Raw genomic sequence first — 26,800 nt, forward strand, 5'->3', positions numbered from 1 at the left:
CCTTGCGGGTGGAAACAGGGCTGTCCCTAGCCTACTGGCACACCGGTCCGGGGCGGACGCCCCTGTCCGCCGCGCGCCGCCCGGCCTACCGTCGGGCATGGACAGAGACCCGAGAGCACCCTGGGCGCCGTTCCAGCTGGCGGCCGGCTGCTGCGCGATCGCCTTTGTCGTGCTGCTGGTGCTGGCCCTCGTGTTGGACTTCATCGCGCCGCCGCCGGTCGACGGGGCCGTGCCGACGCTGGAGTTCATCGCCCGCAACAAGCCCGTCTACGTCGCCGAGCAGCTGCTCTGGACGGTCCCCAACATCCTGGCGGTGCCCGTGTTCGCCGCGCTATTCCTGGCGTGCGCTCCGGCGGCACAGGGCGTGGCGCGGGGTCTGGCGCTGGGTGGCGCCCTGGTGGGCGGGCTGTCCTGGGCGCTGATCCTTGCCATCCCGGTCACCAGCCGCGGTTCCCTGGTGCTGGTCTATCTCAGCGACCGGTACGCCGGGGCGGCCGACGACGCCGCGCGGCAGCGGATCAGTGCCGCCGCTGAGGCGCTGATCGCCGAGAACAACACACCCGCCGTCGCCGGTGTGCTTTCCGCGGCGGGCATCCTCCTGATGTCCGTGGCCATGGTGCGGGGAGGGCTCTCCAGGGCTGTGGGCTGGCTGGGCATCGCCGCCGGTGCCCTGGGGCTGCTCGCGGAGGCGCTGCGGTACCTCGTCCCGGCGCTCTACGGCGGCTACGGCCTCCTCATGTGGGCGTGGTTCGTGGCGGTCGGCATCGTGCTGATCCGGCTCGGCCGGAAGCGGAGGCGGGCCCCGGCGGCGCGGGTGTAAACTGGCCCAGCCCACACGGGCGACATTCACAACGACAGGGGAGCGCCGCCGTCGGACCCTTCCGGAGGAATCCGGAAACCGTAGGTGGGCGCTGAGAGTGCGGACAGCCGCAGACCCTCGAACCTGATCCGGTTAGTACCGGCGCAAGGGAGTCGAGTTCTCAGGGTGTCCGGAACACGCGGCAGCGGCCGCCGTGGCCGGAACACCCTCCCCTCCTGTACCTCAGGAGGACGACATGACCGATATTTCCACCCCCGCACCACAGCGGCCGGCAAGAAGAGCTGGCGCGTGGCCGACATTGTCCTGGCGGCGCTGATCGCGATCGCCGGCGGCGTCATCTTCTGGGCCTGGGACCAGGGAGCCAACGTGGTCTCAATCCCGCTCACCGCCGTCTACCCGCCCCTGACCGGCCTCTACGCCGGCGGCTGGATGATCCCCGCGGTCCTGGGCATGCTGGTGGTCCGCAAGCCCGGCGCCGCGCTGTTCTGCGAGGCCGTTGCCGCCACCGGTGAGCTGATCATGGGCTCCCAGTACGGCACCACCGTGCTGATCTCCGGCATCCTGCAGGGCCTCGGCGCGGAGCTGGTCTTCGCCGCCTTCCGCTACACCAAGTTCAACCTCCCGGTCTCCCTGCTCGCCGGCGCCGGTGCGGGCCTCTTCTGCGGCCTGAACGACTGCTTCCTGCCCTGGGGCTGGAACATCGCCTTCGAGGCCGGGGACAAGGCCGCCTACATCGTCTTCTGCGCCATCTCCGGTGCCGTGATCGCCGGCGGCCTGGCCTGGATCGCCACCCGCGGCCTGGCCGGGACCGGGGTGCTGGCCTCCTTCGCCTCCCGCAAGGCGGCCACCGAACCCGTCTTCTCCTGACACCCCGCGCATGAACGCCGACGACGTCCGCCCCGCCGCGGTCACCGCCCGCGGTTGGGGCTGGCGGCACGCCGGACGGTCACGCCCCGCCATCAGCGGACTGGACCTGGACATCAGCCCGGGCGAACGCGTCCTGCTGCTGGGGCCCTCCGGCGCCGGTAAATCCACACTGTTGCACGCCCTCGCCGGGGTGCTCGGCGAGGGCGGCGGCGCGGACGCGGAGGCCGACGACGCCGACGAGACCGGCAGCCTGCTGATCGACGGGGCCCCGCCCCGGGAGCGGCGGGGACGCGCCGGGCTGGTGCAGCAGGACCCGGAGACCCAGGTGGTGCTCTCCCGCGTCGGCGACGACGTCGCGTTCGGGGCGGAGAACCTTGCCGTCCCGCCCGCGGAGATCTGGGCGAGGGTGGGCGAGGCGCTCGACGACGTCGGGCTCGGTTCCCTGCCCCTGGGGCACCCGACCTCGGCCCTCTCCGGCGGGCAGAAGCAGCGGCTGGCCCTGGCCGGCATCCTCGCGATGCGGCCCGGGCTGCTGCTGCTGGACGAACCCACCGCCAACCTTGACCCCGCCGGCGTGCTGGAGGTCCGCGACGCCGTGGGCCGCTGCCTGGACCGGACCGGCGCCACCCTGGTGGTGGTGGAACACCGGGTTTCCGTGTGGAAGGACCTGGTGGACCGGATCGTGGTGCTGCAGCCCGGCAGCGCGGGTGACGCCGCCGTGCTGCTGGACGGGCCGCCGGACCGGGTGCTGGCCGAGGCGCGGGAGATGTTGATCGCCGCCGGGGTCTGGGTCCCGGGCCACGTGCCGGCCACCCGCGCCCGGAGCGCCGGCAGCACCGGAAAGGGTCCGGAGACCGGCTTTGAGGCGGGCCGCCTGCTGCTGGCCGCGGAGTCCCTGGCCGTGTCCCGCGAGCGTCCCCGCCGGGGCGGCCTGCGGACCCGCTTCCGGGCCGTGCCGCCCGTGCCGGTGCAGGAGGGCATCGCCGCGCAGGTCCGCGCCGGACGCGCGCTCACCATCACCGGGCCCAACGGCGCCGGGAAATCGACCTTCGCCCTGACTCTCGCCGGGCTGCTGGCCCCGGTGGCCGGGACCGTGTCCGCCACCACCGACCTCAGCGCCGGCGCGGGCATCGACCCCTACGCCTGGAAGGCACAGCAGCTGATCCCGCGGATCGGCACGGTCTTCCAGGAACCCGAACACCAGTTCGTGACCGGCCGGGTGCTGGACGAACTGACCTTCGGGCCGCGGCAGCTGGGCCGCGGCGCGGACCGGGTGGACGAACTGCTGGAGCGGCTGCGGCTGCGGGACCTGGTGGACGCCAACCCGTACACCCTCTCCGGCGGCGAGAAACGGCGCCTGTCCGTGGCCACCGTGCTGGCCGCCCACCCCCAGGTCCTGGTCTTGGACGAACCCACCTTCGGCCAGGACGCCAACACCTGGGCCGAGCTGGCCTCCTTCCTCTCCGAACTCCTGGACGCCGGCACCGCCGTCGTCTCCGTCACCCACGACGCCGAATTCAGTGACGTCCTCGGCGGCGACGAACTCAAGCTGCAGGGGGCGGCGGCATGAGGGAAGCCCTGACCCTGGAGGGAAACCGCGCCCTGCTGGCCCGCGCCAACCCGCTGGCCAAGTTCTCCGGCGTCGTGCTGATCACCGTGGCGCTGGCCCTGTCCATCGACTGGGTCTCCGCGTCCGTGGCCCTGGTTTTTGAGCTGCTGCTCTTCCCGCTGGCCGGGCTCACCCCCGCCCTGCTCTGGCGCCGCGGCTGGCCGCTGATCCTGGCCGCCGCCCTCGGTGGCTGGAGCACCGCCATCCTCGCCCCGGACCGGGGCCGGATCCTGCTCGACGTGGGGCTCTGGTCCATCAGCGAGGGCTCGCTGCAGCTGGGCCTGGGCTTCCTGCTACGGGGCCTGGCGATCGCGCTGCCGGCCGTCTTGCTGATGAGCTGCACCGACCCCACGGACCTGGCCGACGCCCTCGCGCAGCAGGCCCGGCTGCCGCACCGGTTTGTGCTGGGCACCCTTGCCGCGATGCGGCTGGTGGGACTCATGGCGGATGAATGGCAGACCATCGGGATGGCCCGGCGGGCCCGCGGCGTGGGCTCGCACGGCAGCCCGGCGCAGCGGGCCCGGGCCATGCTGGGGCAGAGCTTCGGGCTGCTGGTCCAGGCCGTCCGGCGGGCCTCGCGGCTGGCGGTAACCATGGAGGCGCGCGGCTTCGGCGGGGCCCGGCGGACCTGGGCCCGGCAGGCGCGCTTCACCGGGCTGGACGTGTGGGTAGTCCTGGGCGGAATGGTGATCGCGGGGTCAGCGGTAGCCGCCGCCGTCGCCGCCGGGACCTGGAACATGGTGTTCCTCGGCCAGCAGTGACGCCCGCGGGTATCGCACCATCCGACTAGGGGTGTGACATTTCGCGCTTTGAAGCCCATCCGGAGGCGGGTGGTAGCTCATCTGTGATATTTCTTGGGTATGACGCTTCCCACTGCAGAACACCTCGGCACGGTCCTCAAGGACGCACGCGGCGAAAAGGGCTGGACCCAGGGCAAGCTTGCTGCCGAGCTCGGCACCAGCCAGAGCGCCGTCGCCCGGATGGAGCAGGGCAAGCAGAATCTGAGCCTGAAGATGATCCAGCGCCTGGAGTCCATCTTCGGCCGCGCCATCGTCAAGGTGGGCCGGCCCCAGATGACCCACCTGCGCGTGGAGGGCGGCCACACCCTCTCCGGCGCCGTGGACGTCAACAGCAGCAAGAACGCCGGCGTCGCCCTGCTCTGCGCCAGCCTGATCAACCGCGGCACCACGGTGCCGCGCCGGCTGGCCCGGATCGAGGAGGTCAACCGGATCGTCGAGGTGCTCACCAGCATCGGCGTCGAATGCACCTGGCTGAACGCCACCGACCTGCAGATCCGCCGCCCCGCCGTCCTGGACCTTGACGGCATGGACGTCGACGCCGCCCGCCGCACCCGCAGCGTCATCATGCTGCTGGGCCCGCTGCTGGACGAGTCCGCCGAGTACCGGCTCCCCTATGCGGGCGGCTGCGACCTTGGCACCCGGACCGTGGAACCGCACATGCAGGCGCTCCGCCAGTTCGGCCTCAGCGTGGAGGCCACCTCCGGCTTCTACACCGTCCAGGCGCCGCCCGCCGACGGCGAGAACCGCTCCTTCGTGCTCAGTGAACGGGGTGACACGGTCACCGAGAACGCCATCATGGCCGCCGCCCACCGCCGCGGCACCACGGTCATCCGCAACGCCAGCCCCAACTACATGGTCCAGGACCTCTGCTTCTACCTGCAGCGCCTGGGTGTGGAGATCGACGGCGTCGGGACCACCACGTTGAAGATCGTCGGCCGGCCCGCGGTGGACATGGAGATCGAATACTTCCCTCCGAGGACCCGATCGAGGCGATGAGCCTGATCACGGCCGGCATCGTGACCAACTCCGAGGTCACCATCCGCCGCGTGCCGATCGAGTTCATGGAGATCGAGCTGGCCACGCTGGAGCAGATGGGCCAGCGGCTGGAGGTCTCCGCAGAATACGTGGCGCGCAACGGCCGGACCCGGCTGGTGGATGTCACCACCCGGCCTTCCGAGCTGAAGGCACCGGAGGACAAGATCCACCCCATGCCGTTCCCGGGCCTGAACATCGACAACCTGCCGTTCTTCGCCGTGATCGCCGCCAACGCGCAGGGCCAGACCATGATCCACGACTGGGTCTACGAGAACCGCGCCATCTACCTCACCGAGCTGAACCGGCTCGGCGCACAGGTGCAGTTGCTGGACCCGCACCGGATCTACGTCAACGGCCCCACCAAATGGCGCGCCGCCGAGGTAGGCTGCCCGCCGGCCCTCCGCCCGGCCGCCTGCCTGCTGCTGGCCATGCTGGCCGCCCGGGGCGTGTCCGAGCTGCGCAACATCTACGTGATCGAGCGCGGGTACGAGGATCTGGCCGAGCGGCTGAACACCATCGGCGCGAAGATCGAGTACTTCCAGGACTAACCGCCCCGGCGCACAATGGGTTATGCGCACCTTCGGTGTCGAAGAGGAACTGCTGATCGTGGACCCCGTCACCGGGGTTCCGCTGGCTCTCGCGGACGCTATGTTGCGCGGGCTCATCCGGGACCCGGACACGGGTGACGGCCATTCCGGCTTCAGTTTTGAGCTCAAGCTCGAACAGATAGAGACCCAGACGCTGCCCTGCCGGGAGCATGACGCCCTGCTGCGGCAGATTCGCCGGGCCCGCCGGACTGCCGACGACGCGGCCCGGGTCCACGACGCCAGGGTCGCGGCGCTGGCCACCTCGCCGCTGGCCGCCCCCACCCACACCACCCCCAAACTGCGCTACGCCACGATGCAGCGGCGGTTCGGCCTCACCGTTCAGGAACAGCTCACCTGCGGGCTGCACGTCCACGCCGCCATCGACTCGCCCGAGGAGGGGGTGGCGGTGCTGGACCGGATCCGGGACAAGCTGGCGGTGCTGATCGCCCTGAGCGCCAACTCGCCGTACTGGAACGGGACGGAAACCGGGTTCGAGAGCTACCGCACCCAGGCCTGGAATCGCTGGCCCGCTGCCGGTCCGGCGATGGTCTTCGGCAGCCACGCGGCCTACCGCAGGGTGGTGTCGCGGCTGCTGGAAAGCGGCGTGCTTTTCGACGAGGGGATGGTCTACTTCGACGCGCGGCTTGCCCGGAACCATCCCACCGTGGAGATCCGGGTGGCGGACGTGTGCCTGCGCGCGGAGGACGCGGCGCTGCTGGCGGTGCTGGTGCGGGCGCTGGTAGAGACCGCCTCGCGCGAGTGGTACGACGGCGTGGACCCGGCGCCGGTGCCGACGGTGCTCTTGCGGATGGCGGCCTGGCAGGCGAGCAACTGCGGGCTGTCCTCCGAGCTGCTGGACTTCGGGACCTTCCGGCCCCGCCCAGCGGCCGACGTGGTGAACGCCCTGGTGGACTACCTCGCCCCGGTTCTGGCGGACCAGGGCGAGCTGGGCCTGGCGCGCGCCGGGGTGGAGCGGATCCTGGCGGAGGGCACCGGGGCGGAGCTGCAGCGCCGCGCCGGTCTCGGCGCCGTCGTCGGCGAGGCCGTGCGGACCACGGTCGGCGGGGAGGTGCCCGAGGCCGGCACCGCAACCGGGCCGCTGCCCGCGCTGGCACCCGTCCGCCGGTTCTAGGCCGCACGTTCCACGCCGCTACTGCGGATTACCGGACCCGCGCCAGGGCCTGGCCCAGGTCCCGGATCAGGTCCTCCGGGTCCTCCAGTCCCACGGAGAGCCGCACCACGCCGTCGCTCAACCCGATAGCTGCCCGACCCTCCGGGCCCATGGCCCGGTGTGTGGTGGTGGCCGGGTGCGTGATCAGCGATTTCGAGTCGCCCAGGTTGTTGGAGATGTCGATGATCCGCAGCCCGTCCAGCAGCTCGAAGGCAGCATCCTTGGCGGACCGGCCGGCCGGGGGAGCCAGTTCGAAGGTCAGCACCGTCCCGCCGGACTTCATCTGTTTGGCGGCCAGCTCGTGCTGCGGGTGGGAGGCCAGGAGCGGGTACTTCACCCAGGTCACGGCCTGCTGCTCCTCGAGCCACTCTGCCAGCCGCAGCGCCGAGGCGGAGGCGTGGTTGACCCGCAGCGACATGGTTTCCAGGCCCTTGGTCAGCACCCAGGCGTTGAAGGCGGACAGCGCCGGTCCGGTGTGGCGCATCAGCTGCCGGACCGGGCCCTCGATGAACTCCTTGCTGCCCAGGATCGCGCCGCCCAGCACCCGGCCCTGGCCGTCGATGTGCTTCGTGCCGGAGTAGACCACCACGTCCGCGCCGAAGTCCGTGCAGCGCTGCAGCAGCGGGGTGGCGAAGACATTGTCGACCACCACGGTGGCGCCGGCGGCGTGCGCCAGCCCGCTCACGGCGGCGATGTCCACGATCTCCTGCATCGGGTTCGACGGCGACTCGAAGAACACGGCGGTGGTCGGCGTCGAGAGCGCTTCACGCCACTGCTCCAGGTCCGGGCCGTCGACGAAGACGGTCTCCACGCCCCAGCGCGGCAGGATCTCGTTGAGGATCACGAAGCAGGAGCCGAACAGGGAACGGGCGGCGACCACCCTGTCCCCGGCCCCGAGCAGCGCGCCGAGGGCGGTGAATACCGCGGACATGCCCGACGCCGTCGCGAAACACGCCTCGGTGCCCTCGAGCAGGCGGAGCCGCTCCTGGAAGGTGGCCACCGAGGGGTTGCCGTAGCGGGAGTAAACGAACCGCTCGTCCTCGCCGGTGAAGGCCCGCTCCGCGGCGGCGGCGGATTCGTAGACGAAGCCGGAGTTGAGGAAGATCGGCTCGGTGGTTTCCTGGAAGCCGGTCCGGTCCAGGCCGCCACGGACGGCCTGGGTGTCCGGGCTCCAGCCCGCGGCCTCGGGATTGAAACTCATGCCGTGCGGGTCCCGTCGGTCGGCAGGCCCACGTTCTTCCAGCCGTTGACGCGGCGGACGCCGGACCTATCCGGCTGGCCCTCGAACCCGTCCAGCACGTTGTAGACGGTGAATCCCGCCGCCGTCGCAGCCCCTGCCGCCGCGACGGAGCGGGCCCCGGACCGGCAGAGGAAGAGCAGCTCGGCGTCGGCCGGGACGTGCTGCCGGAGCTCGTCCAGGAAGTCCTCGTTCGGCACGCCGCCGGCCCGGGTCCACTCGATGAACACCGGCTCCGCGGCCGCGCCGCCGGTCACCGGGACGCCGATCTGCGCCCACTCGGCCCGGGTGCGGACGTCCACCAGCACCGCGCCGGACTGCACCCGTTCCCAGGCCTCTTGCGGGGTCAGGTCCCCGGCGTAGCTCATGCTCCTGCCCGTCCGTCGACGGCGGCCGGCAGCACCAGGGCCTGCGCCACGATCACCGAGGTGCCATTGAAGGTTGCGGCCGGGCTGCCGTGCAGCACGTACCCGTCGGCAAGGGCCGCCGAGATCCGCTCGCAGAAGCTGCGGTCGTCGGGGCCGGTCAACAGCCGGTAGGCCAGCCGCTCCGCGGGGGCGGCCGCCTGCGCGGGAGGGGTGGCCGGGGCGCCGGTTCCGGGGGTGGGGACTGGGGGCGGGGTCGCGTCGGACACGACAAACTCCTTACGTTCACGCTTGCAGCTCGAATGGTCGATTGCCGAGTAGTCACCTGAGGCACCCCGCCGCAAAAGGAGGGTTGCCGACCGGCCAGTCAGGGCTTGGCGCCGGTTCTCATTACTCTGCAAAAAACCTAGCACCCTTGGGCCCGCGCCCGCGCGGCGGCCCCGTCATGTTCGGTCACGGGAGGCCGCCGTCCGCAGCTGTCGGATCCCGTCGGCCGACCGAGTCGACCTACTCAACAGCGCTACTGGACCGTGGCGAACAGTTCGTTCAGTTCGGCGGTCAGCTGGCGGCGGACGTCGGCGGTGCCGATTTCCTTGCCGTCGATGTGGTTGACCGGCGCCAGCAGCCGGATGCTGGAGATCAGCCACACGGCGTCGGCGTCGTAGAGGTCCTCCGGCACCAGCGGGCCGTAGCCCAGCTCCCAGCCGGCGGCCTTCGCGGCGGCGAACAGGGCGCCCTGCGAGGTGCCGGGGAGGATGCCGCTGTCCAGCTGCGGGGTGATCAGGCGGCGCACCGTTCGGGTCCCGCCCTCGCCGTCGTCGGCCGTCTCCAGATGCGCCAGCAGCACGGTCGACGTCGGGCCCTCCAGCACCCGGCCGTCCGAGGACGTGAAGATGACGTCGTCGGCGCCCTGGTGGTGGGCGTAGCGCAGCGCGGCCATGTTGACCGCGTAGGAGAGGGTCTTCGCGCCGAGCAGCAGCCACGGCGCGCGCTCGCCCACCTCGCTGTCATAGCCGCGGTCCAGCAGGATCACGTCGATGCCGCTCTCGCGCTGCGCGCGGCCGGCCGCGGGCGGGGTGGAGGCCTGCACCCAGCAGGTCGGGACGGCGGAGCCCTCGACACCGCGGGTGGCGATCAGCTTCACCACCACCTCGTCGTCGCCGTCCTCGGGGGCGCCCGCACGGAACTCCCGGAGCGCCGTCGCGATGGCCTTCCGCCAGGCGTCCTCCGCCGGAATATCCAGCTCCAGCGTCCGCGCCGAACCGGCCAGCCGGGCCAGGTGCCGCGGCAGTTTGCGCGGCTGGCCGCCCACGGCCAGGAGGGATTCGAAGATGCCGTCGCCGCGGGTGGCACCCTGGTCCGTGGCCATCAGCTGCGGCTTGGAGGAGTCGGCGACTCGGCCGTCCTCGAACGCGGGATTGAGGAAGACCAGCACCGTGGCGTTGGCGGGAGCGGAGGCGGACGTAGTCATGGCTTCAGCTTAGTGCGGCGCGCCGGGATAAGATTTGCAAATTGCCCGTTCCGGAACTGTTCCGCGGGTCTGGAACTTGAGGGGTTCGCCTGTGCTCTGGCCTTTACCGTTCGTGGGGTCTCTCCCGTCCTGGGCGATCCTGATCCTCACGCTGATCGACCTCGCCATCCGCGTGCTGGCGCTGGGTATCATCCCCGGCAACCGCCGCCCCACAACCGCCATGGCGTGGCTCCTGGGCATCTTCGTCATCCCCTCGGTAGGCCTGGTGCTCTTCCTGCTGTTCGGCAACTTCCGGCTCTCCCGCCGCCGCCGTGCCCAGCAGGAGGCCGTCAACACCCGGATCCGCGCCGGCACCTCCGAACTGGCCGCCGTCGAAAGCCGCTACGACGGCCCCGAATGGGTGGCCTCCGCCGCGGAGCTGAACAAGACCCTGGGATCGCTGCCCATGGTGGACAACAACAGCGTCGAACTGCTGCCCGGCTACCCCGATTCGATCGCGGCCATGGCCGCCGCGGCCCGCGAAGCCAAGAGCTTCATCAACGCCGAGTTCTACATCCTCAGCTCCGACCATGTCACCGATGAGCTGCTGACGGCGCTGGAGGAGGCCGCCGAACGCGGCGTCGAGGTCCGGCTGCTGTTCGACCACTTGGGCACCCTCCGGATCCAGGGCTACAGCAAGCTGATCGCACGGCTCAAGGCCAGCAAGATCCGCTGGCGGCCGATGCTTCCGCTGCGGCCCGTCCACGGCCAGTGGCGCCGCCCGGACCTGCGCAACCACCGCAAGATCATGGTGATCGACGGCGAGGTGGCCTTCACCGGCTCGCAGAACCTGATTGAGCCCTCCTACAACAACCCGCGGCACCGCAAGGTGGGCCGCGAGTGGGTGGAGCTGATGGCCTGCATGCGCGGCCAGATCGTCACCACCCTGAACGTCATCTTCGCCACCGACTGGCTCAGCGAGACCGACGAGTCGCTCGAGCACCAACTCGGCCACCGGCCCGAGTCGGTGCCCGGCCACATCACCGCGCAGGTGGTTCCCAGCGGCCCCGGGTTCATCACGGAGAACAACCTCCGCCTCTTCAACACCCTGATCTACTCCGCGCAGCACAAGCTCTCCATCTGCAGCCCCTACTTCGTCCCGGACGATTCACTGCTGTACGCCGTGACGACGGCGGCCCAACGCGGCGTCGACGTCGAACTCTTCGTCTCCGAAAAGGGCGACCAGTTCCTGGTCCACCACGCCCAGCAGTCCTATTACCAGGCACTGCTCGAGGCGGGCGTGCGGATCTACCTCTACAAGGCCCCGTTCGTGCTGCACGCCAAGCACTTCACCGTGGACAACGAGGTGGCCGTGCTGGGCTCGAGCAACATGGACATGCGGTCCTTCTCGCTGAACCTCGAGGTCTCCGTGATGATGCTCGGCGAGGACATCGTCAGCCGGATCCGCGAGGTGGAGGAGACCTACCGGGGCATCTCCCGCGAGCTGAAGCTCGAGGAATGGATGCAGCGGCCCAAGCGGATCAAGTACATCGACAACGTCGCCCGCCTCACCGCAACCCTGCAGTAGCCGGGGCTTTCAGCGGGAGATCAGGTGGGGCTTTCAGTCGGGCGGGAAGACTGAGCCCAGGGCCGAGAGCACGCCGAAGGCCTTGGTGCGGATCTCCTCGTATTCCTCGGCGGGGTCCGAGTCGGCGGTGATGGCACCGCCGACGCCGAGGCTCAGGATGGTGCCCGCCGCGCCGCCGTCGTGCATCACCAGGGTGCGGATGGCGACGGCGAGGTCAGTGCCGCCGTCGAGCGAGAAATAGCCGACGGCGCCGGAGTAGACGCCGCGCGGGGCCGCCTCAAGGTGGTCCAGGATGGCCATGGTGCTGACCTTCGGGGCGCCGGTCATGGAGCCTGCCGGGAAGCACGCCGCCACCGCCTCGGCCCGGGATGCGCCGGGCCGGAGCCGGGCATCGATGGTGCTCACCATCTGGTGCACGGTGGCATAGCTTTCCACTGCGCAGAGCCGGCTGACAGAGACGGAGCCGGGGTCGGCGAAGTGGCTGAGGTCGTTGCGCAGCAGGTCCACGATCATGATGTTCTCGGCCCGGTCCTTGGGCGCGGTCGCCAGCTCATCCCGCAGCCCGCGGTCCGCCTCCGGGTCCGCAGACCGGCGTCGGGTGCCCTTGATCGGTTCTGCCCGCATGGCACCGTCGGCGGTAATCCGCAGGAATCTCTCCGGGGAGGTGCTGGCGACCGTGACGGTGTCCAGGCGCAGGAAGCTGGCGAACGGCGCGGGATTCCGGCGCCGCAGCGCCAGGTAGGTCTCCCAAGGGTCGACGCCGCCGGCCGGAACCTTGGCGGTGAGGGCGGTGGTGAGGCAGACCTCGTAGCTGTTGCCCTCGGCGATCTGGTGCCCCGCCTCGGCGATCTTGGCCTGGTAGCCGTCCGCGGTATCCCGGGCGGTGAACACCGGCGCTGCGGCGTCACCCCCGCAGTCCGCGCTTTCTAGCACGGGCGTGCTGTCACCGGTTGATGCCGTGCTCACCACCACGCTTGCCGCAGTGCTTATCGCGTCGCTGGCCGTGGCCAGCCACCCGGCGGCGTCGGGGTCCTCCAGAGCCAGCAGCCAGACGGCACTCTCCGCGTGATCGAGGACCACGGCCCGGCCGGCGAAAATCAGCGCGGCGTCCGGGGTGACGGCGGCCACGTCGCTGCCGCCGGTTTCCCGTTTGAGTTCGTAGCCGAGGTAGCCCAGCCAGCCCAGGGCGAAGCCGCACCCGTAGTCGTCGGGGGAGCGGAGCGGTCTGCTGTCCCACTCTGCGTCGAGCCACCGGAAGAAGCCGCCCTCGATGGTGGCAGCCGCGCCGCCAGTGCGGATCACGGTGCGGCCGGAGCGGTGCAGGGCCGATTGGCCGTGGCTGCCGCCGTCGTCGGCCAGGATGCTGAAGCGGCCCCGGCCCGCCGGGTCGCTGGTGAGGGAGGAATCGAGCCAGACGGCCCGCTCCGAGCCGCCGTAGAGAGCATCGAAGAGGAGTGCGGGGTCGGGGGCGGCGTCGATCCGCTCGGCATGGAGGGGCAGCGAGTGGCGGGCCTGCCGTTCCGGGTGCAGCAGCGTGGCCAGGGCGGGAAGGTGCAGCAGCGCCTGCAACACCTGGCCGGGGGCGGCGCCGTCGGCGTGGTTGAGGACCCTAACGTCGGCCCGGGCGCGGACATCGTCTCCGGCCAGCCAGGCCTCTTCCTGCTCTGCCCACTGCTCCCAGTAGGGGGCGTAGGTGTCGCCGTCGCGCTCCAGGGCGCGGTCCTTGCGGGCGCCGTCGGGGGCGTCGGCCCAGATCACGGCGTCGAGGTATGGCGCGGCCTCAGCGGCTGCCGCACCGACACCCTCGACCAGGACGACGTCGGCCGGGCGGGTGGTGCGTACCTCGCCGTCGTAGTGCCGCTCCCAGTCCCAGCTGGTCCAGTGCGCGGTGGCGCCGCGCCGGAGCGGTGCCAGGACGGTGGCGGCGTAGCGGTCGATCCCGGCGGCCAGGCCGTTCCAGCCGGGATAGATGTCCTCGAGGTGGAAGAGCGACACCGTGCGGTGCTCCCGCAGTCGGGCCGCGAGTTCAATGGCGAGGGTGGTTTTGCCTGCCCCGGAGCGTCCGTCGATGGCGATGATGACGGGTGCGGGGCTCATGAAATAGAGCGTACCCGCTGCTCCGTGTCGGCTTCGTCCGGCGCCGGGAGGGACCGGAGGCCGGCGGCGGAGCGGTCCAGCTCGGCCCGGACGTGGTCCAGGAGGCCGGGCAGGGAGGCCTGGATCAGGTCCCAGGTGATGTCAAAATCGGTGTGGCCGCCGTACCAGGGGTCCTCGATGCCCTGGTCCAGGGGATCCCCTGCCGGCGACAGCGGGATCGAAGCTGCGGAGCATGCGGATTTTCGCCAGGGACGCGGCGTCGGGGGCCGCCTGCCGCAGCCAGCCGTAGTGGTCCACGTCCATGGCAAGGATGAGATCCCGGGACTGGAACCAGTCGTTGTGCCATTCGCGCGCGATGTGGGCCGCCGAGGGAATCTGGTGGGCGGCGAGCTTACGGGCTGCCCGCGGATCGATGGGCCGTCCCACCTCGTAGGCGGTGATGCCGGCGGAGTCGACGTCGACGCCGGTCAGCTGCGCCGCGGCCAGAGCCTCGGCCAGCATCAGCTCGGCCATGGGCGACCGGCAAATGTTGCCGGTGCACACCGTGATAATCCGGTACTGGCTCCGCGTTGAGGTCATGACTAAGCATGAGGGATGCGCGGGCCCGTTGACCAGCAAAGGACGCTGTGTGACCGGTCACGCAGACAGAAGTGACGCCGGCCCGCCGGCCGTGCAGGTGCTAGTCATTTGCTGCCGGCCGAAGAGGAGATCGGGTATTTGAAACCACGGTGGGATCCCACAAAGCCCAGACGCTCGTAGAACCGGTGGGCATCCTTGCGGGCCTCATCCGAGGTGAGCTGCACCAGGGACGCGCCGAGTGCCGGGGCAGCGGTGTCGGTGACCCAGCGCATCATGGCGGTTCCGATGCCTCCCGAACGGGTATCGCTCCGGACGCGGACGGCTTCCACAAGAAGCCGGGTGGAGCCTCGCCGGGCCATGCCGGGGATCCTGGTGAGCTGCATCGTGCCCATCAGCTCACCGCCGTCGTTCGTCACGACGAGCAGCTCGTTGGCGGGGTCGGCGGTGATCTCCAGCAGTGCGGAGCGGTAGGCCTCGGTATCCGAAGCGTCGGCCTGGTCGCCCCTGGCCGCACTGATCGGGTCGTCGGCGAGGAGCCGCATCAGGGCGGTGAGGTCATTCTCGGTGGCCCTGCGCAGGGTCAGCTCACGGGCGGAGCTGCGGAGGGTCTCGGGCAGGGTGAGGGACGCGATCACTCTGGCAGTCTGCCACGTCGCCGCCGCGCAGCGTCGGATTGCCTCGGGCCGACGCTGGGGGTCGGGGCAGCCGGTGCTAGCCCGTTGGCACGGTGCTTACGGCAGATCCGGCCCGGGGGTGTCCTCCTGGCTGTCGGAGCCTTGGCGGGGATTGGGGCGCGTACCAAGCGCGACGTCGATAAGTATCTCCGCGGCGGCCCGGGCTTGGCGGGCCGGCTCCGGACTGGCGGAAATGGCTGCCGTCGTCACCGCACCCTCCGCCAGGATGGCCAACTGCGGTGCAAGTGAGGCGGGTGCGCCGGTCCCGGCTGCGACCCGGGCCAGGTAGTCCTGGAACTCCGCTTTCTGCGCCCGGACAATGGCGCCGATTCGTCCCGACGTCCCGCTCAACTCGCCAAATGAATTGATGAAGGCGCATCCCCGGAACCCCTCCGAGGTGAACCAGGCGGCCAGGAAATCGAACACGGCCAGCAGGCGATCACGGGGTGCCTGCGCGGATTCCACCTGCGCGACGATGTTTGTCTCCCAGTCCTCCCGCCAGCCAAGCAGGACCTGTTCAATGAGGTCTTCCTTCGAGGGAAAGAGCCGGTAGAGGCGCTTAAGCGAGACGCCGGCGGCTGCCCTGACCTCATCCATGCCCACCGTGGTGAATCCGCGCGCGTAAAACAAGGGCCCGACGGCGGTCACGATGCCTGCCCGGACGGCATCCTCTGCCGCCGTTGCGGCGTCGACGGAAGACGTCGGCCCTGCGGCAGCTTCTGGCACGGACATGCCTTGGTCCCTTTCGGCTTGCGTGGAAAACGATCGTTCTCTAATGTAAGCGACAGCGGAGAACGGGCGTTCTCCGCTTTTTCTTCACACGGCTGGTAGGGCTCTGGTTTTACCGAGCAGACACCACCCTCTTGGTTTCACCATACGCTCCTCAATTGCTTCATCGCTGGCCCGCTGGGGGCTGACGCGGACTGACCGAAAAGACACTATGGAGACATTGGACCGCCCGCCGTCGGGGCAGGATGAAGCCAGAACCTTCCTGGCCGGCTTGCTGGTTGAAGCCGCCGAGGGTAACCATGAGGCTTTTTCCGAGTTTTACCGCCTCACTTCCCCGCGGGTGTTCAGTGTGGTGCGGCGTGTTGTCCGGGATCCTGAACTCAGTGAGGAAGTCATGCAGGAGGTGTTCCTCCTGGTCTGGCAGACCGCGGACAGGTACAACCCTGCACTTGGCAGCCCATATGCATGGCTTATGACCATGGCGCACCGCAAGGCGGTAGATAAGGTCCGTTCGTGGCAGAGCAGCGCCGACCGCGACGCGCGTTGGGCCACGGCCGAATGGGAACATCCTTTTGACGAAGTGGGCGAGGCCGTCACGAACAGAATGGAAGTCCGTCAAGTTTCCGAAGCCCTCACAGTCCTTTCGCCCCTGCAACGCGAGTCCATCCTCTTGGCCTACTTCGGCAGCCTCACTTACCGGGAGGTGGCAGAAAAGCTGTCTGTGCCTCTGCCCACAATCAAGTCACGGATCCGCGACGGCTTGATCAGGCTGCGGGCCCAACTCGATGTTGCCTAAGCAAGCCGGCTTGCGGCGGCCGGCTAGACGGGCCGGTCCCCGCAGCCGTGGTTTGGTTGGCGCCTCCGGCCGCCGCCGAGCCTCCTGAGCCGTCGGTATGCGCGCGCACGTGCGGTGAGCCGCCTCAACCGCTCCCGGAAATACCAAACCAGTGCGATCCCGAGGATGGCGAACGGGAGCAATTCCGGGGCGATTGCGAAGGCTCCAAAGAGAATGTCGAAGGCTTCGAATCCGATGGCGGAGCCGGCCGCGAGCCAGACCCAGCCTCCGAACGAGAGGGCCCGCAGTGCCACGCGGCGGTAAAGCCGACGGCCCAGACGGGTTAGCAAGGCAAGGCGCCGGATGGGCCGGGAACTGAGCGGGCGGTGAAACGAAGGCACTGTGCGTGCGGGGATGTGTGGGGACACGGCAATAAACTCCTGGTGGCGGTGGCGAATGACTCGGTGACGAGGTCGCCCGGTGAGCCGGTGAGGAGCAGCCGGTCGGATTGGCTATGGCCGCGAGGGGTCAGGCCGTGGACTTCGGCTGTTGATGGCTCAGGGGCGGTTTCCGTGACCGCCAGGAGCGCGGGGGCCCGTACCGCCGGCAGGTGGCGGCCACGCGGATGAGGGGTAACCGCCTGAGCGGCTCGTCGGTAACACCGACGACGGCGCCGCCAATGAAGACAACGAGACGGTTGCGAAGTGCCTGGAAGGTGTGGGCCATGACGATGGCCGTGGCAAGGACCAGCGCCAACAGCGCTACGGCCGCGATAGGAGGCAGCCCGGAACCGAAGGTTGCGCGGACCGCGACATCCAGCTGGACAAAACGTTCCAGCAAATCCAAACCCGTCACGGCACCTCCCCCCAATCGCCCCCACGCTAACACCGGCCGGACAACCGGACAACGGATCAAGGTTCAGCAAAGGGGGGCGTTAGCCGAACCTCCTCCAGGTTCCCTCGGAGATCACGTCGACGGAGCCGTCGACCACTGAGATGGCAGTCTGCTCGTCGATGGCGTAGGCCGGGCTGCCCAGCTCCTCCGCCCACCGTTCGGCGTCGGTCATGGTGTTGGTCGGGAAGGCGAACAGGTGCGGGAAGATCGCAAAGTCCACCACTCCAAGGGTGCGATCGTCCGGCGCCGACGGCCAATGGACGAAGTCCTTCCCGATTCGCGGAGCCATGACCATGCTCCCGGCGCTTACCCCGACCCAGACCGTTTCGGTGAGCGATGGCAGGAGTCCTTCGAGTCCGGACTCGCGGACCCAGTGGGCCAGGTAGCTCGCGTCACCGCCGTCGACCAGGAGCACGTCGGCCTGCCGGACCCACGGGATCCAGCGTTCCTGCCCGATGCTCGGCAGGGCGGTGAGTTCCAGGACGCCGACGGACGCCCAGCCCAGGCCGGACAGGTGCGGTGAGCCCGTCCCTGCGGCCACGAACCGCTGCGCCGATTCCGGACCGCACGCGGGGTGCCCCCACTGTGCCGTGGGGATGGCCAGCGCATGGCACTGCTCAACGGGCTTGCCCAGCAGGTCAAGCAGCGCCGAGCGGATGCTCGGATTCGTAACGCCGCCTGATGTCAGCAGGAGCTTCAAGGACTACCTCCGGTGGTTGCGGATCGGATGATCTGGGTCTCTCCGGGCAGTTCGATGCCGGCGGCAGTCTGGAACGCGAGGGGAAGTCCGTGCGCCCGGGGCCAGTCGATGCTGTCCGTCACCTGCACATGGACATGCGGCTGGGTGCTGTTTCCTGAGTTTCCACAGTGTCCGATCACCTGGCCCCGCTCGACGACGTCGCCCACGGCCACGCTGACCGATCCCTGCCGCAGGTGGGCAACCAAAACGTACGGCCCGTTGCCGCCGATCGCGACGACGACGTGGTTCCCCGCGATGGCGCCCGCCCCGCCCCGGATGCGCCGGGGCTGCCCCGCCATGTAGGCAGGCAGCGTTAGTTGCGACCGGCGCGCCGCGTGATCGTCCTCGCCGTCGTGGGTCACCACGATGCGTCCGGCGGCTGGCGCCATGACATCGGTCCCAAATCCCACGAAGGTTTCGGGCCGCTCCGTCGCGGCCACAGCCCGCCAGGTCCACGGCGCGGACCGCCCGTCCTCATCCACGGGGATGAAATCGATGGCGAAGGTCGTCCCCATCAAGTCCGTTCCGTGGCTCGGCACCCGCCGCGCGGGGCTGTTCCGTGCCCGAAAGCTCCCGGCCAAGGGGTACCCCAGCATGACGGGAGGACCGTAGTTCGCAGCCAGGGTCATGCGGTTCATTCTGGTGTCTGCGAGGAACGAAAACCAGAGTCCACACGAGACGCGCAACCGGCATCTTGCCGGCGGCATGCTCATTGATTAGCCCGGTTCGCTAACCCCACAGCGCCTTCCGGAGCAGGGTCTTCAACTGTCCGGCCTCCTCGACGCTGAGCCGGGCCAGGGCGGCGGCCTCGGCCTCCCGGGCCGCGGAGGTCGCCTGCCGGAACACGGCGTCGCCCGCTTCGGTGGTGGTGACCGTCTTGGCGCGCCGGTCCTGCTTTCCCGGGGCACGCATCACCAGCCCCCGGCCCTCCAGCTCATCGATCAACGCCACGATCTGGCTGGGATCCAGGCTGAGGAACTCCGCCATCTCGCGCTGGGTCGGCTCCAGCCCGCAGGCGGCAAGGGCCAGCACGGAGAAGGAGCGCTCCTTCAACCCGAACCCGGCCAGTGCCCGGTTGTTCAGGACGGAGCCGGCGGCATGGAGCTTCGCCAGCAGGAATCCGGCGTCGCCGGCCATGGGCGCGGCCGTGAGCTTCTCCGCCCGGTCCGTGCCCGGTGCGTCCGCGGCTTCGATCGTCATTCCGGCTCCAATGGTCGACAAAATAAATCATTGACTTTCTCAATTATCCATACTTTCATGGATCCAGAACAACGTCCCACGCCGCCGTGCAGGACGCGCGGCAGCTAGCAAAGGAGCGGCAATGAGCCTCGCAGGAAAAGTAGCGATCGTCACCGGCAGCGGTCGGGGGCTGGGCCTGGCCTACGCCCGGGAACTGGCACGGCAGGGCGCCGCCGTCGTCGTCAACGACGTCGATGAGGCGGTTGCAGCCGATGCCGTCCGCGCCATAGAGGCCGACGGCGGCCGCGCCACCGCCGTCGTCGCCCCCGTGGGCAGCTCCGAGGTGGCCAGGCAGCTGGTCCAGGCGGCGGTCGACACGTTCGGCCGGCTGGACATCCTGGTCACCAACGCCGGCATCCTCCGGGACAAGAGCCTGCTGAAGATGACGGACGAGGACTTCGACGCCGTCATCAACGTCCACCTCAGGGGCACCTTCACCTGCGCCCGGGAGGCCTTCGGTTACTTCAAGGAAAACCAGGTTCCCGGCCGCATCATCACCATCGGTTCGCCCACCGGCCAGCGCGGCAACTTCGGCCAGACCAACTACGCGGCCGCCAAAGCCGGGATCGTGGGCATGGTCCGCACCTGGGCACTGGAGATGAAGAAGGCAGGCGTCACCGCCAACGCCGTCATCCCCGTGGCCGCCACCGCCATGACCAAGACCGTCCCGTACTTCCAGAAGGCCGTCGAAGCGGACGAGCGCGGCGAGGCCATGCCGCCCTTCTTCCGCCACGAGCTGGGCTTCGGCACCGCCGAGGACGTCGCCGGGCTGGTCGCGTTCCTGGCTTCCGACGCCGCCGCCGGGGTCACCGGCCAGGCCATCGGCGCCGGCGGCGACCGGCTCCAGCTCTGGACCCACCCTGAGGCCGCCGCCACCGAATACCGCGAGGGCGGCTGGGGCTACCAGGATCTCGTGGAGAACTTCGACTCACTCTTCGGCGACAAGCTGCAGAGCGTGGGCGAGGAGTTCCTGCCGCTGCCGGAGGAGCTGCAGCCCGAACCGGCCCAGGCCCGCTGAGATGGCCTCGACCCGTTACGAATCCGGCATCAACGCGGCCGCGCTCGACGCGATCGACATGCACGTCCACCTTGAGGTGGACAGCTGCGGCCACAACTCCCTGCCCGAAACCCTTACCGAGGCCTCCGCCAAGTACTTCAAGGCCGAGGACAGGACGCCGTCGCTGGACCGGATCGCCGAGATCTACCGCGAACTGAACATGGCCGCCGTCGTCTTCACCGTGGACGCCCGCACCCAGCTCAAGCACGAACCCAACAGCATTCCCGAGCTGATCGCCGGTGCCGCCCGCAACAATGATGTGCTGATTCCGTTCGGCAGCGTCGACCCGCGCACCGGCCCGGATGCCATCACCGGCGCCCGCCACCAGGCGGGGAGCTCGGCGCCCGCGGCTTCAAGTTCCACCCGAGCCTGCAGGGCTTCGACCCCTCCGACGAGCAGTTCTACCCGCTCTGGGAGACGCTGCAGGAGCTGGGCCTGCCGGCGGTTTTCCACACCGGCCAGAACGGCATGGGCGCGGGGCTGCCAGGCGGCTACGGCATCAAGCTGGCCTACTCCAACCCGCTGCTGCTCGACGCCGTGGCCGCTGACTTCCCGGAACTGCAGATCATCATGGCCCACCCTTCCGTGCCCTGGCAGGACGAGGCGAACTCGATCGCCACGCACAAGGCCAACGTGTTCATCGACCTCTCCGGCTGGTCCCCTAAGTACTTCCCGGAGTCGCTGGTGCGGATGTCGAACTCGGTGCTGCAGGACAAGGTCCTCTTCGGCACCGATTTCCCGCTGATCACCCCGCAGAAATGGCTCGGCGCCTTCGCCGACCTGCCGCTCAAGGACGAGGTCCGGCCAAAGATCCTCAAGGCCAACGCCGTCCGCCTGCTCGGGCTCGGTGGTTGAGATGGGCGCGGAAACCACGGAACGCCTATACGGCGTCTGCGACTACTACGACGCCGAGGCGCTGCTCACCGATGCGGAGCGGCGGGTGCTGGGCCGGCTGCGGACCTTCCTCGACGAGCAGGCCAGGCCCCTGCTGGCCGATTACTGGGAACGAGGCGACTTCCCGGACCAGCTGACCGGCCCGCTGATCGACCTCGACCTGATGGAACCGGCCGAAGTGACCGGTCCGCCCGGACCCGGCCACACCCCGGCCCGCGGGATCTACCACGGCTTCCGGATCTTCGAGCTGGCGCGCACGGACGCGTCCCTGGCCACCTTCTACACCGCCCAGGCCGGTCTCTTCCGGACCGCCATCACGGTGGGCGCCTCCCCGGAGCAGCGGGCCGAATGGCTCCCCAGGGTGCTGGACTTCTCGCTCAAGGGCGTCTTCTCCCTGACCGAACCCGAGCACGGCTCGGACATCGCCGGCGGCCTGGCCACCAGCGCCAGGCGCGACGGCGGGAGCTGGATTCTCAACGGGGCCAAGCGCTGGATCGGGGGAGCCCTGACCGCCGACGTGCTGGCCGTCTTCGCCCGCGACGAAGCCGACGGGCAGGTCAAGGGCTTCCTGGTGGACCGGCAGGCCGAGGGCGTGACCCTGGAGAAAATCCACGGCAAGGCCTCGCTCCGGATGATGCAGAACGCCCACATCGCGTTGGCGGATGTCCGCGTCCCCGAGTCGATGCGGCTGCACAACGTCAACTCGTTCCGCGATGTTGCCTCGATGCTGCGGATGATGCGCTCCGACGTCGCCTGGATTGCCACCGGCACCGCCGCCGGCGCGTTCGAGGCGGCCCTCCGCTACGTCACCGAGCGGCAGCAGTTCGGCCGGCCGCTGGGTTCGTTCCAGCTGGTCCAGGAGAAGCTCGCCCGGATGCTCGGCAACGTCACCTCCGCGCTCTCGCTGGTGGTCCGGCTGACCGAACAGCAGGACCGCGGCGTCTACCGGGACCAGGACTCGGCGCTGGCCAAGATGCAGACCTCCTTGCTAATGCGCCAGACCGTGGCGCTGGCCCGGGAGGTGGTCGGCGGCAACGGCATCACCCTGGCGGCCGACGTCGCCCGCTTCCACGCCGACGCCGAGGCGATCTATTCCTACGAGGGCACGCACGACATCAACGCCCTCATTATCGGCCGCGCCCTCACCGGCCACAGCGCCTTCACCCACTAACCACCCCCACCAACCCCAGGAGCCCGCCATGCCCAACCTCGTCGTCGACTTCGACAAGCTGCTCACCCTCGCCGGGACCGACCTCGGCGTCACCGATTACCGCGAGATCACGCAGGAACAGATCAACAAGTTCGCCGAGGCCACCGGGGACGACCAGTGGATCCACGTCGACGTCGAACGCGCCAAGGAAGGCCCGTTCGGCGCCCCGATCGCGCACGGTTTCCTGACCCTGTCCCTGATCATCCCGTTCTGGGGCGAGCTGTTCGACGTCGAGGGCGTCACCACCAAGGTCAACTACGGCCTGGACAAGGTCCGGTTCACCTCCCCGGTGAAGGTGGGCTCCCGGATCCGGATGCAGGCCACCATCGCCGAAGTCACCGAGGTCAAGGGCGGCGCCCAGATCAAGGTCTCCAACACCATTGAGATCGAGGGCCAGGAACGGCCCGCCGTCGTCGCCGAGTTCCTCGCCCGCTTCTACAAGTAAGCCGCCCCGGCTCCGCCTCTCGAAAGGACCTGCCGTGGAGAATTTCGGCATTGGCTCATGGCTGCAACGGCGCAGCCCCAAGTCGGGCACCAAAACCGCCGTGATCGCCGGCGAGCGGGCCGTGACGTACGCGCAGCTGGCCGAGCGGGCCGCGCGGCTGGCCGACGCCCTGGGCCGACGCGGCGTCGCGAAGGGCCACCGCCTGGCCTACCTGGGTGAGAACGATCCTGCGTTCCTGGAGACGCTCTTCGCCGCCGGCCTGCTGGGCGCCGTGTTCGTCCCGCTGAACACGCGCCTGGCGCCACCGGAGATCCAGTTCCAGCTTCAGGACTGCGGCGCCGCCGTCCTGGTCCACGCGGCCAGCCTGGCCGGGCTCGCCGCGCACGGCGCCGCCGGCACCGGCGTCCGGACCCGCCTGGTGGTCGACGACGGCGGCACGGCCGGCGCGGGGTCCGGCTCCGAAGCGGTGCCCGGCGCCGAAAAGGACGTGGGCGTCGAAGAGGGCGCGGGCGCCGCCGTCGAGGACTACGAGCAGGCGCTCGCCGCGGGGTCTCCCGACGCTCCGGACGTGTCCGTGACCCTGGACGACGGGGCCATGATCCTCTACACCTCCGGCACCACCGGCAGCCCCAAGGGGGCGCTGCTCACGCACGGCAACATCACCTGGAACTGCATCAACGTGCTGGTGGACTTCGACTTTTCCTCGGCCGACGTGGCGCTCATGATCTCGCCGATGTTCCACGTGGCCTCGCTGGACATGGGCGTGCTGCCTACGCTGCTTAAGGGCGGCACCGTGGTCCTGGAGGCCCGCTTCGACCCGCGCCGGACCCTGGAACTGATCCAGCGCCACCGGGCCACCACCCTCAGCGGGGTGCCCACCACGTTCCAGATGCTCTGCGAACACCCGGACTGGGACAGCACGGAGCTGGGCTCGCTGAACAAGCTCACCTGCGGCGGCTCGGCCGTTCCTCTGCGGGTGCTGGACGCCTACGAACGGCGCGGGCTGCACTTCTCCAACGGTTACGGCATGACCGAGACCGCCCCGGGCGCCACCACGCTGCCGGCGGCACGGTCCCGGGAGAAGGCCGGTTCCTCCGGTCTGCCGCACTTCTTCACCGACGTCCGGGTGGCGGACCCGCTGGAGCCCGTTCCCGGCCCGGCCGCGCCGGGAACGGTGGGGGAGATCCAGATCAAAGGCCCCAACGTCATCCGTGAATACTGGAACCGGCCCGAAGCCACCGCCGAGTCGTACACCCCGGACGGCTGGTTCAAGTCGGGCGACATGGGGTACACGGACGACGACGGCTTCGTCTTCATCTCCGACCGGCTCAAGGACATGATCATCTCCGGCGGGGAGAACATCTACCCGGCCGAGGTGGAGCAGGTGATCGCCGAGCTCGACGCCGTCGGCAGTGTGGCGGTGATCGGCGTGGCCGACGAGAAGTGGGGCGAGGTCCCGCGGGCCGTGGTGTCGCTGCGGGACGGGGCGCGGCTGACCGAGGAGGAGCTGCGCGCGCACCTGGACGGGAAGCTGGCCCGGTACAAGATCCCGAAGTCCGTGGTGTTCGTGGACCAGATGCCCAGGACTGCCAGCGGCAAGATCCGCAAGGCAGAGCTTCGGAAGCTGACCCAGGGCGCGGTGTAGCGGCCGCTTCCGCCGAAGCCAGAGGTCCGCCCGAACCGGGCGGGCCTCTGGCTTAGGCGATGGTGAAGATCCGAAGGAGTACCTGACCCGGTTCCCGAATCCCGGTTCCGACCGTGAGGCGGGTGTTGAGCCCGTCCAGGGCCGGGGCGGCGGTGGTCAGCCGCGGCCAGCAGCGGAAGTACACCAGGGTCGGGTCAACGACGGCGCCGGCGTTCAGCTGCTCGATGACCGCGGGGGAGCCGTGGCGCAGCGCGGTGTTGTGGACGAAGATCCGCTCCCCGCCGTCGCTTTCCAGGACGTAGCGGGCGTCCAGCTCCGTCAGGACCGGGCTGCGGAGGATCTGGTAGTCAGCGCCGCCGGGCAGGACGTTCCCGCTCAGGCCCGGACCGCGGAATGTCCCGCCAATAATGGGGACCATCCTGCAGTGCCCCTCCGGGGTCGGGCCGATGTCCACCGGCTGGCCGACCTGGACCGCCACCTCCATGAGGAACTCGAGCTCAGGGGCCCCGCCATGCGCGGCCATCACAGGATCCCCGCCGTCAGGCGGCTGGGGTGGCCGCCGCCGAAGAGGACCGTCTGACGGGCCACCACGGTCTCGGTTGCGTCGTAGGCAATGGCCCCGGTGTTGGGGTTGCGGTCCCAGCGCGGGTGGCAGCTGGAGGTGATCTGGACCCGCAGCCGTTCCCCGGGTGCCACTGTGAACGCCGTATGCCACAGGCTCACGGTGTACTCGTAGGTCCGGCCCGGTTCCAGGACGGAGGGTTCGTGTCTTGGCTGCCAGCGGCCGGTCCCGGCATAGCTGTCCCGCCAGGAGGCCCGAACAATGCCGTCGGCGATGCCCAGCGACGTGCCGTCCCCGTCCACCCGGCAAAGCCGGACCACGAAATCGGTGTCCACCGCCGTTGACGCGGCGAAGAACGTCGCCGTGACCTCGCCGAAGAGGGTGGTGGCCTCGGCGAACGGGGCCGTGGTGAAGGTCAGGACGTCCGCCCGAGCCTCCACTGCCGCCTGGTCCGCGGGGCCCGCGGGGAAGGCCCCGTGGATCATCGTGGCACCGCCGGCGGTGGGGACCGGGTCCAAGGGATCATAGTCGTAGCTTCGCGACCCGGTCTCGCCCGGACCGTCCGCCAGTGCGCCGCCTGCGCCCAGGAACCAGGAACGGGTGCGTACCGGCGTGGGGAGTTCGTCGAAGCCCCGCCACCGGTTCTCGCCCATGAAGTACAGCAACACCGGCGGCACGGCGCGGAGGCCCGCGGAATCGTCCTTGAGGACGGCGTCGAACCAGGCGGTCTGGAGAGCCGAGAGGTCACCCAGGCCGTTCAGCGACGCCTGCGGCGGCCGCGGTGCCAAAGCTGACGTCCAGGTAGGTGCCCGAGAAGTTGGTGTGGGTCCACGGGCCCATGATCAGCCGGGGCGCGGCGCCGTTCCCGGTCCGGCTGCGTTCCACCTGGCGTTGGTATTGCGTGAGCGTGCCCGGGGCGAAGATGTCGAACCAGCCGCCAATGTGCAGGGTAGGCAGGTCCACCGCCTCCGCGGACGCGGCGTCCCAGCGCCGGGTCGCGGGGCTTCCGGGCGGTTCGGCCGCCGAGGGCAGGACGTGCTGACGCATGAAGGTGCCCAGCGCCGGCCGGAGGTCGCGGACCGGGAGGACGCCGAAGGCGGTGCCGTCGGCAAACAGCCGGTCCAGGTCCAGCCAGGACTGCAGCTCCTTGCCCTGCCGTTCCGGGTCATCGGCGAACTCGCGTGCCACCTCGTTGGCGGCGATCGAGGCGTGCCCCCAGGAGAGCCGGCTGCCCAGCTCGAAGGCGCCGCCGCGGTACAGCGCGCCGTCGTTCGCGTCGGCGCCGGCGGAGACCCCCAGTGCCAGGGCGCCCAGCGCCGCCGGGGATCGGGAGGCGGCCCGCCACTGCGTCTCGGCGAAGTAGGACCGGCCCCACATGCCGACGCGTCCATCCGCGTAGGGCAGCCGCGCGGCCCACTCCACGGTGTGGGCGCCGTCGTCGGCCTCGTGCTCGGAGGGAACGAAGTCCCCTCGGAGCCGAAGCGGCCGCGGCAGTCCTGCAGGATGACCACATAACCGGCGGCGGCCACCGTGGCGGGGTTCAGGTAGGCGGAATTCACGGCGAGGTCCCGGCCGTACGGGGTGCGGGTCAGCAGCACGGGGCTGGGTTCGCCGTCCGCCGGCCGGTACACGGTGGAGCGCAGCACCACACCGTCCGGCATGGGTGTTTCGACGTCGGTTTCGATCAGAACGGGGCGGGGGGTCACAGTCGGGTCCTTTGGCTGGAAGCGTT

The 26,800-nt window shown here is 69.8% G+C and carries 22 protein-coding genes, 5 pseudogenes and 2 riboswitches; of the genes and pseudogenes, 13 read left to right on the forward strand and 14 right to left on the reverse strand.

The features are described 5' to 3' along the window. The first annotated feature begins 97 nt into the window (after positions 1 to 97). From ACRQ5B_RS07200 to ACRQ5B_RS07225, 6 genes and pseudogenes are all read left to right on the forward strand, one after another. The gene (locus ACRQ5B_RS07200) at positions 98 to 820 is read left to right on the forward strand and encodes a hypothetical protein (protein WP_432398349.1); all 723 of its coding nucleotides are present in this window, start codon (positions 98 to 100) and stop codon (positions 818 to 820) included. A 26-nt stretch (positions 821 to 846) separates the two neighbouring features. Then, a riboswitch (TPP riboswitch) is annotated at positions 847 to 988 on the forward strand. 120 nt (positions 989 to 1,108) lie between these two features. Next, positions 1,109 to 1,687 carry an ECF transporter S component gene (locus tag ACRQ5B_RS07205; RefSeq protein WP_432398352.1) on the forward strand — a complete coding sequence of 193 codons (579 nt, stop codon included), beginning with the start codon at positions 1,109 to 1,111 and terminating at the stop codon, positions 1,685 to 1,687. Between the two features lie 10 nt (positions 1,688 to 1,697). Further along, positions 1,698 to 3,257, forward strand: a complete 1,560-nt coding sequence (locus ACRQ5B_RS07210) for an ABC transporter ATP-binding protein (protein WP_432398355.1) — start codon at positions 1,698 to 1,700, stop codon at positions 3,255 to 3,257. After that, a complete protein-coding gene (locus tag ACRQ5B_RS07215; RefSeq protein ID WP_432398358.1) occupies positions 3,254 to 4,057 on the forward strand; it encodes an energy-coupling factor transporter transmembrane component T family protein in 804 nt (267 codons plus the stop codon). Before ACRQ5B_RS07210 ends, ACRQ5B_RS07215 begins: the two co-directional genes overlap by 4 nt. A gap of 99 nt (positions 4,058 to 4,156) precedes the next feature. Further along, positions 4,157 to 5,679 (forward strand): annotated as a pseudogene (locus ACRQ5B_RS07220) (UDP-N-acetylglucosamine 1-carboxyvinyltransferase). A 22-nt stretch (positions 5,680 to 5,701) separates the two neighbouring features. Further along, positions 5,702 to 6,850, forward strand: coding sequence for a glutamate--cysteine ligase 2 (locus ACRQ5B_RS07225; protein ID WP_432398361.1), 1,149 nt, complete (start codon positions 5,702 to 5,704; stop codon positions 6,848 to 6,850). A gap of 28 nt (positions 6,851 to 6,878) precedes the next feature. On the opposite strand, the gene ACRQ5B_RS07230 is transcribed toward ACRQ5B_RS07225, so the two are convergent. The 4 genes and pseudogenes from ACRQ5B_RS07230 to ACRQ5B_RS07245 all read right to left on the reverse strand — a co-directional run bounded on the left by ACRQ5B_RS07230 (position 6,879) and on the right by ACRQ5B_RS07245 (position 9,962). Beyond that, positions 6,879 to 8,090, reverse strand: coding sequence for an O-succinylhomoserine sulfhydrylase (locus ACRQ5B_RS07230; protein ID WP_432398364.1), 1,212 nt, complete (start codon positions 8,088 to 8,090; stop codon positions 6,879 to 6,881). Continuing rightward, a complete protein-coding gene (locus tag ACRQ5B_RS07235; protein WP_432398366.1) occupies positions 8,087 to 8,494 on the reverse strand; it encodes a rhodanese-like domain-containing protein in 408 nt (135 codons plus the stop codon). Before ACRQ5B_RS07235 ends, ACRQ5B_RS07230 begins: the two co-directional genes overlap by 4 nt. Before the next feature lie 17 nt (positions 8,495 to 8,511). Beyond that, positions 8,512 to 8,670 (reverse strand): annotated as a pseudogene (locus ACRQ5B_RS07240) (DUF1737 domain-containing protein); the annotation flags it as partial. A gap of 103 nt (positions 8,671 to 8,773) precedes the next feature. Further along, a riboswitch (SAM riboswitch) is annotated at positions 8,774 to 8,886 on the reverse strand. Positions 8,887 to 9,011: 125 nt separating this feature from the next. Further along, on the reverse strand, positions 9,012 to 9,962 hold the full coding sequence (locus ACRQ5B_RS07245; protein WP_432398367.1) for an aminodeoxychorismate lyase: 951 nt from the start codon (positions 9,960 to 9,962) through the stop codon (positions 9,012 to 9,014). A gap of 91 nt (positions 9,963 to 10,053) precedes the next feature. Between ACRQ5B_RS07245 and cls the strand changes: the two genes are divergently transcribed. Then, a complete protein-coding gene (gene cls / locus ACRQ5B_RS07250) occupies positions 10,054 to 11,529 on the forward strand; it encodes a cardiolipin synthase (protein WP_432398369.1) in 1,476 nt (491 codons plus the stop codon). A 33-nt stretch (positions 11,530 to 11,562) separates the two neighbouring features. Here the strand turns inward: cls and pabB are convergent, their stop codons facing one another. The 4 genes and pseudogenes from pabB to ACRQ5B_RS07270 all read right to left on the reverse strand — a co-directional run bounded on the left by pabB (position 11,563) and on the right by ACRQ5B_RS07270 (position 15,611). Further along, complete coding sequence (gene pabB / locus ACRQ5B_RS07255; RefSeq protein ID WP_432398371.1) at positions 11,563 to 13,626, reverse strand: aminodeoxychorismate synthase component I; 2,064 nt, start codon at positions 13,624 to 13,626, stop codon at positions 11,563 to 11,565. Beyond that, positions 13,623 to 14,205: pseudogene (locus tag ACRQ5B_RS07260) on the reverse strand (low molecular weight protein-tyrosine-phosphatase). The gene pabB and the pseudogene ACRQ5B_RS07260 overlap by 4 nt, the downstream one beginning before the upstream one ends. Positions 14,206 to 14,309: 104 nt before the next feature. Beyond that, on the reverse strand, positions 14,310 to 14,840 hold the full coding sequence (locus ACRQ5B_RS07265; RefSeq protein WP_432398373.1) for a GNAT family N-acetyltransferase: 531 nt from the start codon (positions 14,838 to 14,840) through the stop codon (positions 14,310 to 14,312). A gap of 96 nt (positions 14,841 to 14,936) precedes the next feature. After that, the gene (locus ACRQ5B_RS07270; protein ID WP_432398375.1) at positions 14,937 to 15,611 is read right to left on the reverse strand and encodes a TetR/AcrR family transcriptional regulator; all 675 of its coding nucleotides are present in this window, start codon (positions 15,609 to 15,611) and stop codon (positions 14,937 to 14,939) included. Between the two features lie 208 nt (positions 15,612 to 15,819). Here ACRQ5B_RS07270 and sigK point away from each other — a divergent pair, with 208 nt between their 5' ends. Further along, entirely contained in the window at positions 15,820 to 16,404 is a 585-nt protein-coding gene (sigK, locus tag ACRQ5B_RS07275; protein WP_432398376.1) for an ECF RNA polymerase sigma factor SigK, read from the forward strand. A 913-nt stretch (positions 16,405 to 17,317) separates the two neighbouring features. On the opposite strand, the gene ACRQ5B_RS07280 is transcribed toward sigK, so the two are convergent. The 3 genes from ACRQ5B_RS07280 to ACRQ5B_RS07290 all read right to left on the reverse strand — a co-directional run bounded on the left by ACRQ5B_RS07280 (position 17,318) and on the right by ACRQ5B_RS07290 (position 19,216). Further along, on the reverse strand, positions 17,318 to 17,977 hold the full coding sequence (locus ACRQ5B_RS07280) for a Type 1 glutamine amidotransferase-like domain-containing protein (protein WP_432398378.1): 660 nt from the start codon (positions 17,975 to 17,977) through the stop codon (positions 17,318 to 17,320). Then, positions 17,974 to 18,531 (reverse strand): M23 family metallopeptidase, encoded by a 558-nt coding sequence (locus ACRQ5B_RS07285; RefSeq protein WP_432398380.1) that lies wholly within the window; start codon positions 18,529 to 18,531, stop codon positions 17,974 to 17,976. Before ACRQ5B_RS07285 ends, ACRQ5B_RS07280 begins: the two co-directional genes overlap by 4 nt. Positions 18,532 to 18,745: 214 nt before the next feature. After that, positions 18,746 to 19,216 (reverse strand): MarR family winged helix-turn-helix transcriptional regulator, encoded by a 471-nt coding sequence (locus tag ACRQ5B_RS07290; RefSeq protein WP_432398382.1) that lies wholly within the window; start codon positions 19,214 to 19,216, stop codon positions 18,746 to 18,748. Between the two features lie 121 nt (positions 19,217 to 19,337). Between ACRQ5B_RS07290 and ACRQ5B_RS07295 the strand changes: the two genes are divergently transcribed. The 5 genes and pseudogenes from ACRQ5B_RS07295 to ACRQ5B_RS07315 all read left to right on the forward strand — a co-directional run bounded on the left by ACRQ5B_RS07295 (position 19,338) and on the right by ACRQ5B_RS07315 (position 24,506). Then, positions 19,338 to 20,273 (forward strand): SDR family NAD(P)-dependent oxidoreductase, encoded by a 936-nt coding sequence (locus ACRQ5B_RS07295; RefSeq protein ID WP_432398384.1) that lies wholly within the window; start codon positions 19,338 to 19,340, stop codon positions 20,271 to 20,273. Between the two features lies 1 nt (position 20,274). Next, positions 20,275 to 21,167, forward strand: a pseudogene (locus tag ACRQ5B_RS07300) (amidohydrolase family protein). A gap of 1 nt (position 21,168) precedes the next feature. Then, on the forward strand, positions 21,169 to 22,377 hold the full coding sequence (locus ACRQ5B_RS07305) for an acyl-CoA dehydrogenase family protein (protein ID WP_432398386.1): 1,209 nt from the start codon (positions 21,169 to 21,171) through the stop codon (positions 22,375 to 22,377). A gap of 28 nt (positions 22,378 to 22,405) precedes the next feature. Then, positions 22,406 to 22,861 carry a MaoC family dehydratase gene (locus ACRQ5B_RS07310; protein ID WP_412884222.1) on the forward strand — a complete coding sequence of 152 codons (456 nt, stop codon included), beginning with the start codon at positions 22,406 to 22,408 and terminating at the stop codon, positions 22,859 to 22,861. A gap of 34 nt (positions 22,862 to 22,895) precedes the next feature. Then, a complete protein-coding gene (locus tag ACRQ5B_RS07315; RefSeq protein WP_432398388.1) occupies positions 22,896 to 24,506 on the forward strand; it encodes an acyl-CoA synthetase in 1,611 nt (536 codons plus the stop codon). 52 nt (positions 24,507 to 24,558) lie between these two features. Here the strand turns inward: ACRQ5B_RS07315 and ACRQ5B_RS07320 are convergent, their stop codons facing one another. From ACRQ5B_RS07320 to ACRQ5B_RS07330, 3 genes and pseudogenes are all read right to left on the reverse strand, one after another. After that, positions 24,559 to 25,029 (reverse strand): DUF3237 domain-containing protein, encoded by a 471-nt coding sequence (locus ACRQ5B_RS07320; RefSeq protein WP_432398390.1) that lies wholly within the window; start codon positions 25,027 to 25,029, stop codon positions 24,559 to 24,561. Then, positions 25,029 to 25,856 carry a CocE/NonD family hydrolase gene (locus ACRQ5B_RS07325; RefSeq protein WP_432398392.1) on the reverse strand — a complete coding sequence of 276 codons (828 nt, stop codon included), beginning with the start codon at positions 25,854 to 25,856 and terminating at the stop codon, positions 25,029 to 25,031. The genes ACRQ5B_RS07320 and ACRQ5B_RS07325 overlap by 1 nt, the downstream gene beginning before the upstream one ends. After that, a pseudogene (locus ACRQ5B_RS07330) lies at positions 25,813 to 26,729 on the reverse strand (CocE/NonD family hydrolase). Before ACRQ5B_RS07330 ends, ACRQ5B_RS07325 begins: the two are co-directional and overlap by 44 nt. Positions 26,730 to 26,800 lie beyond the last annotated feature (71 nt).

The organism is Pseudarthrobacter sp. L19, assembly GCF_050859435.1.
Taxonomy (GTDB): domain Bacteria; phylum Actinomycetota; class Actinomycetes; order Actinomycetales; family Micrococcaceae; genus Arthrobacter.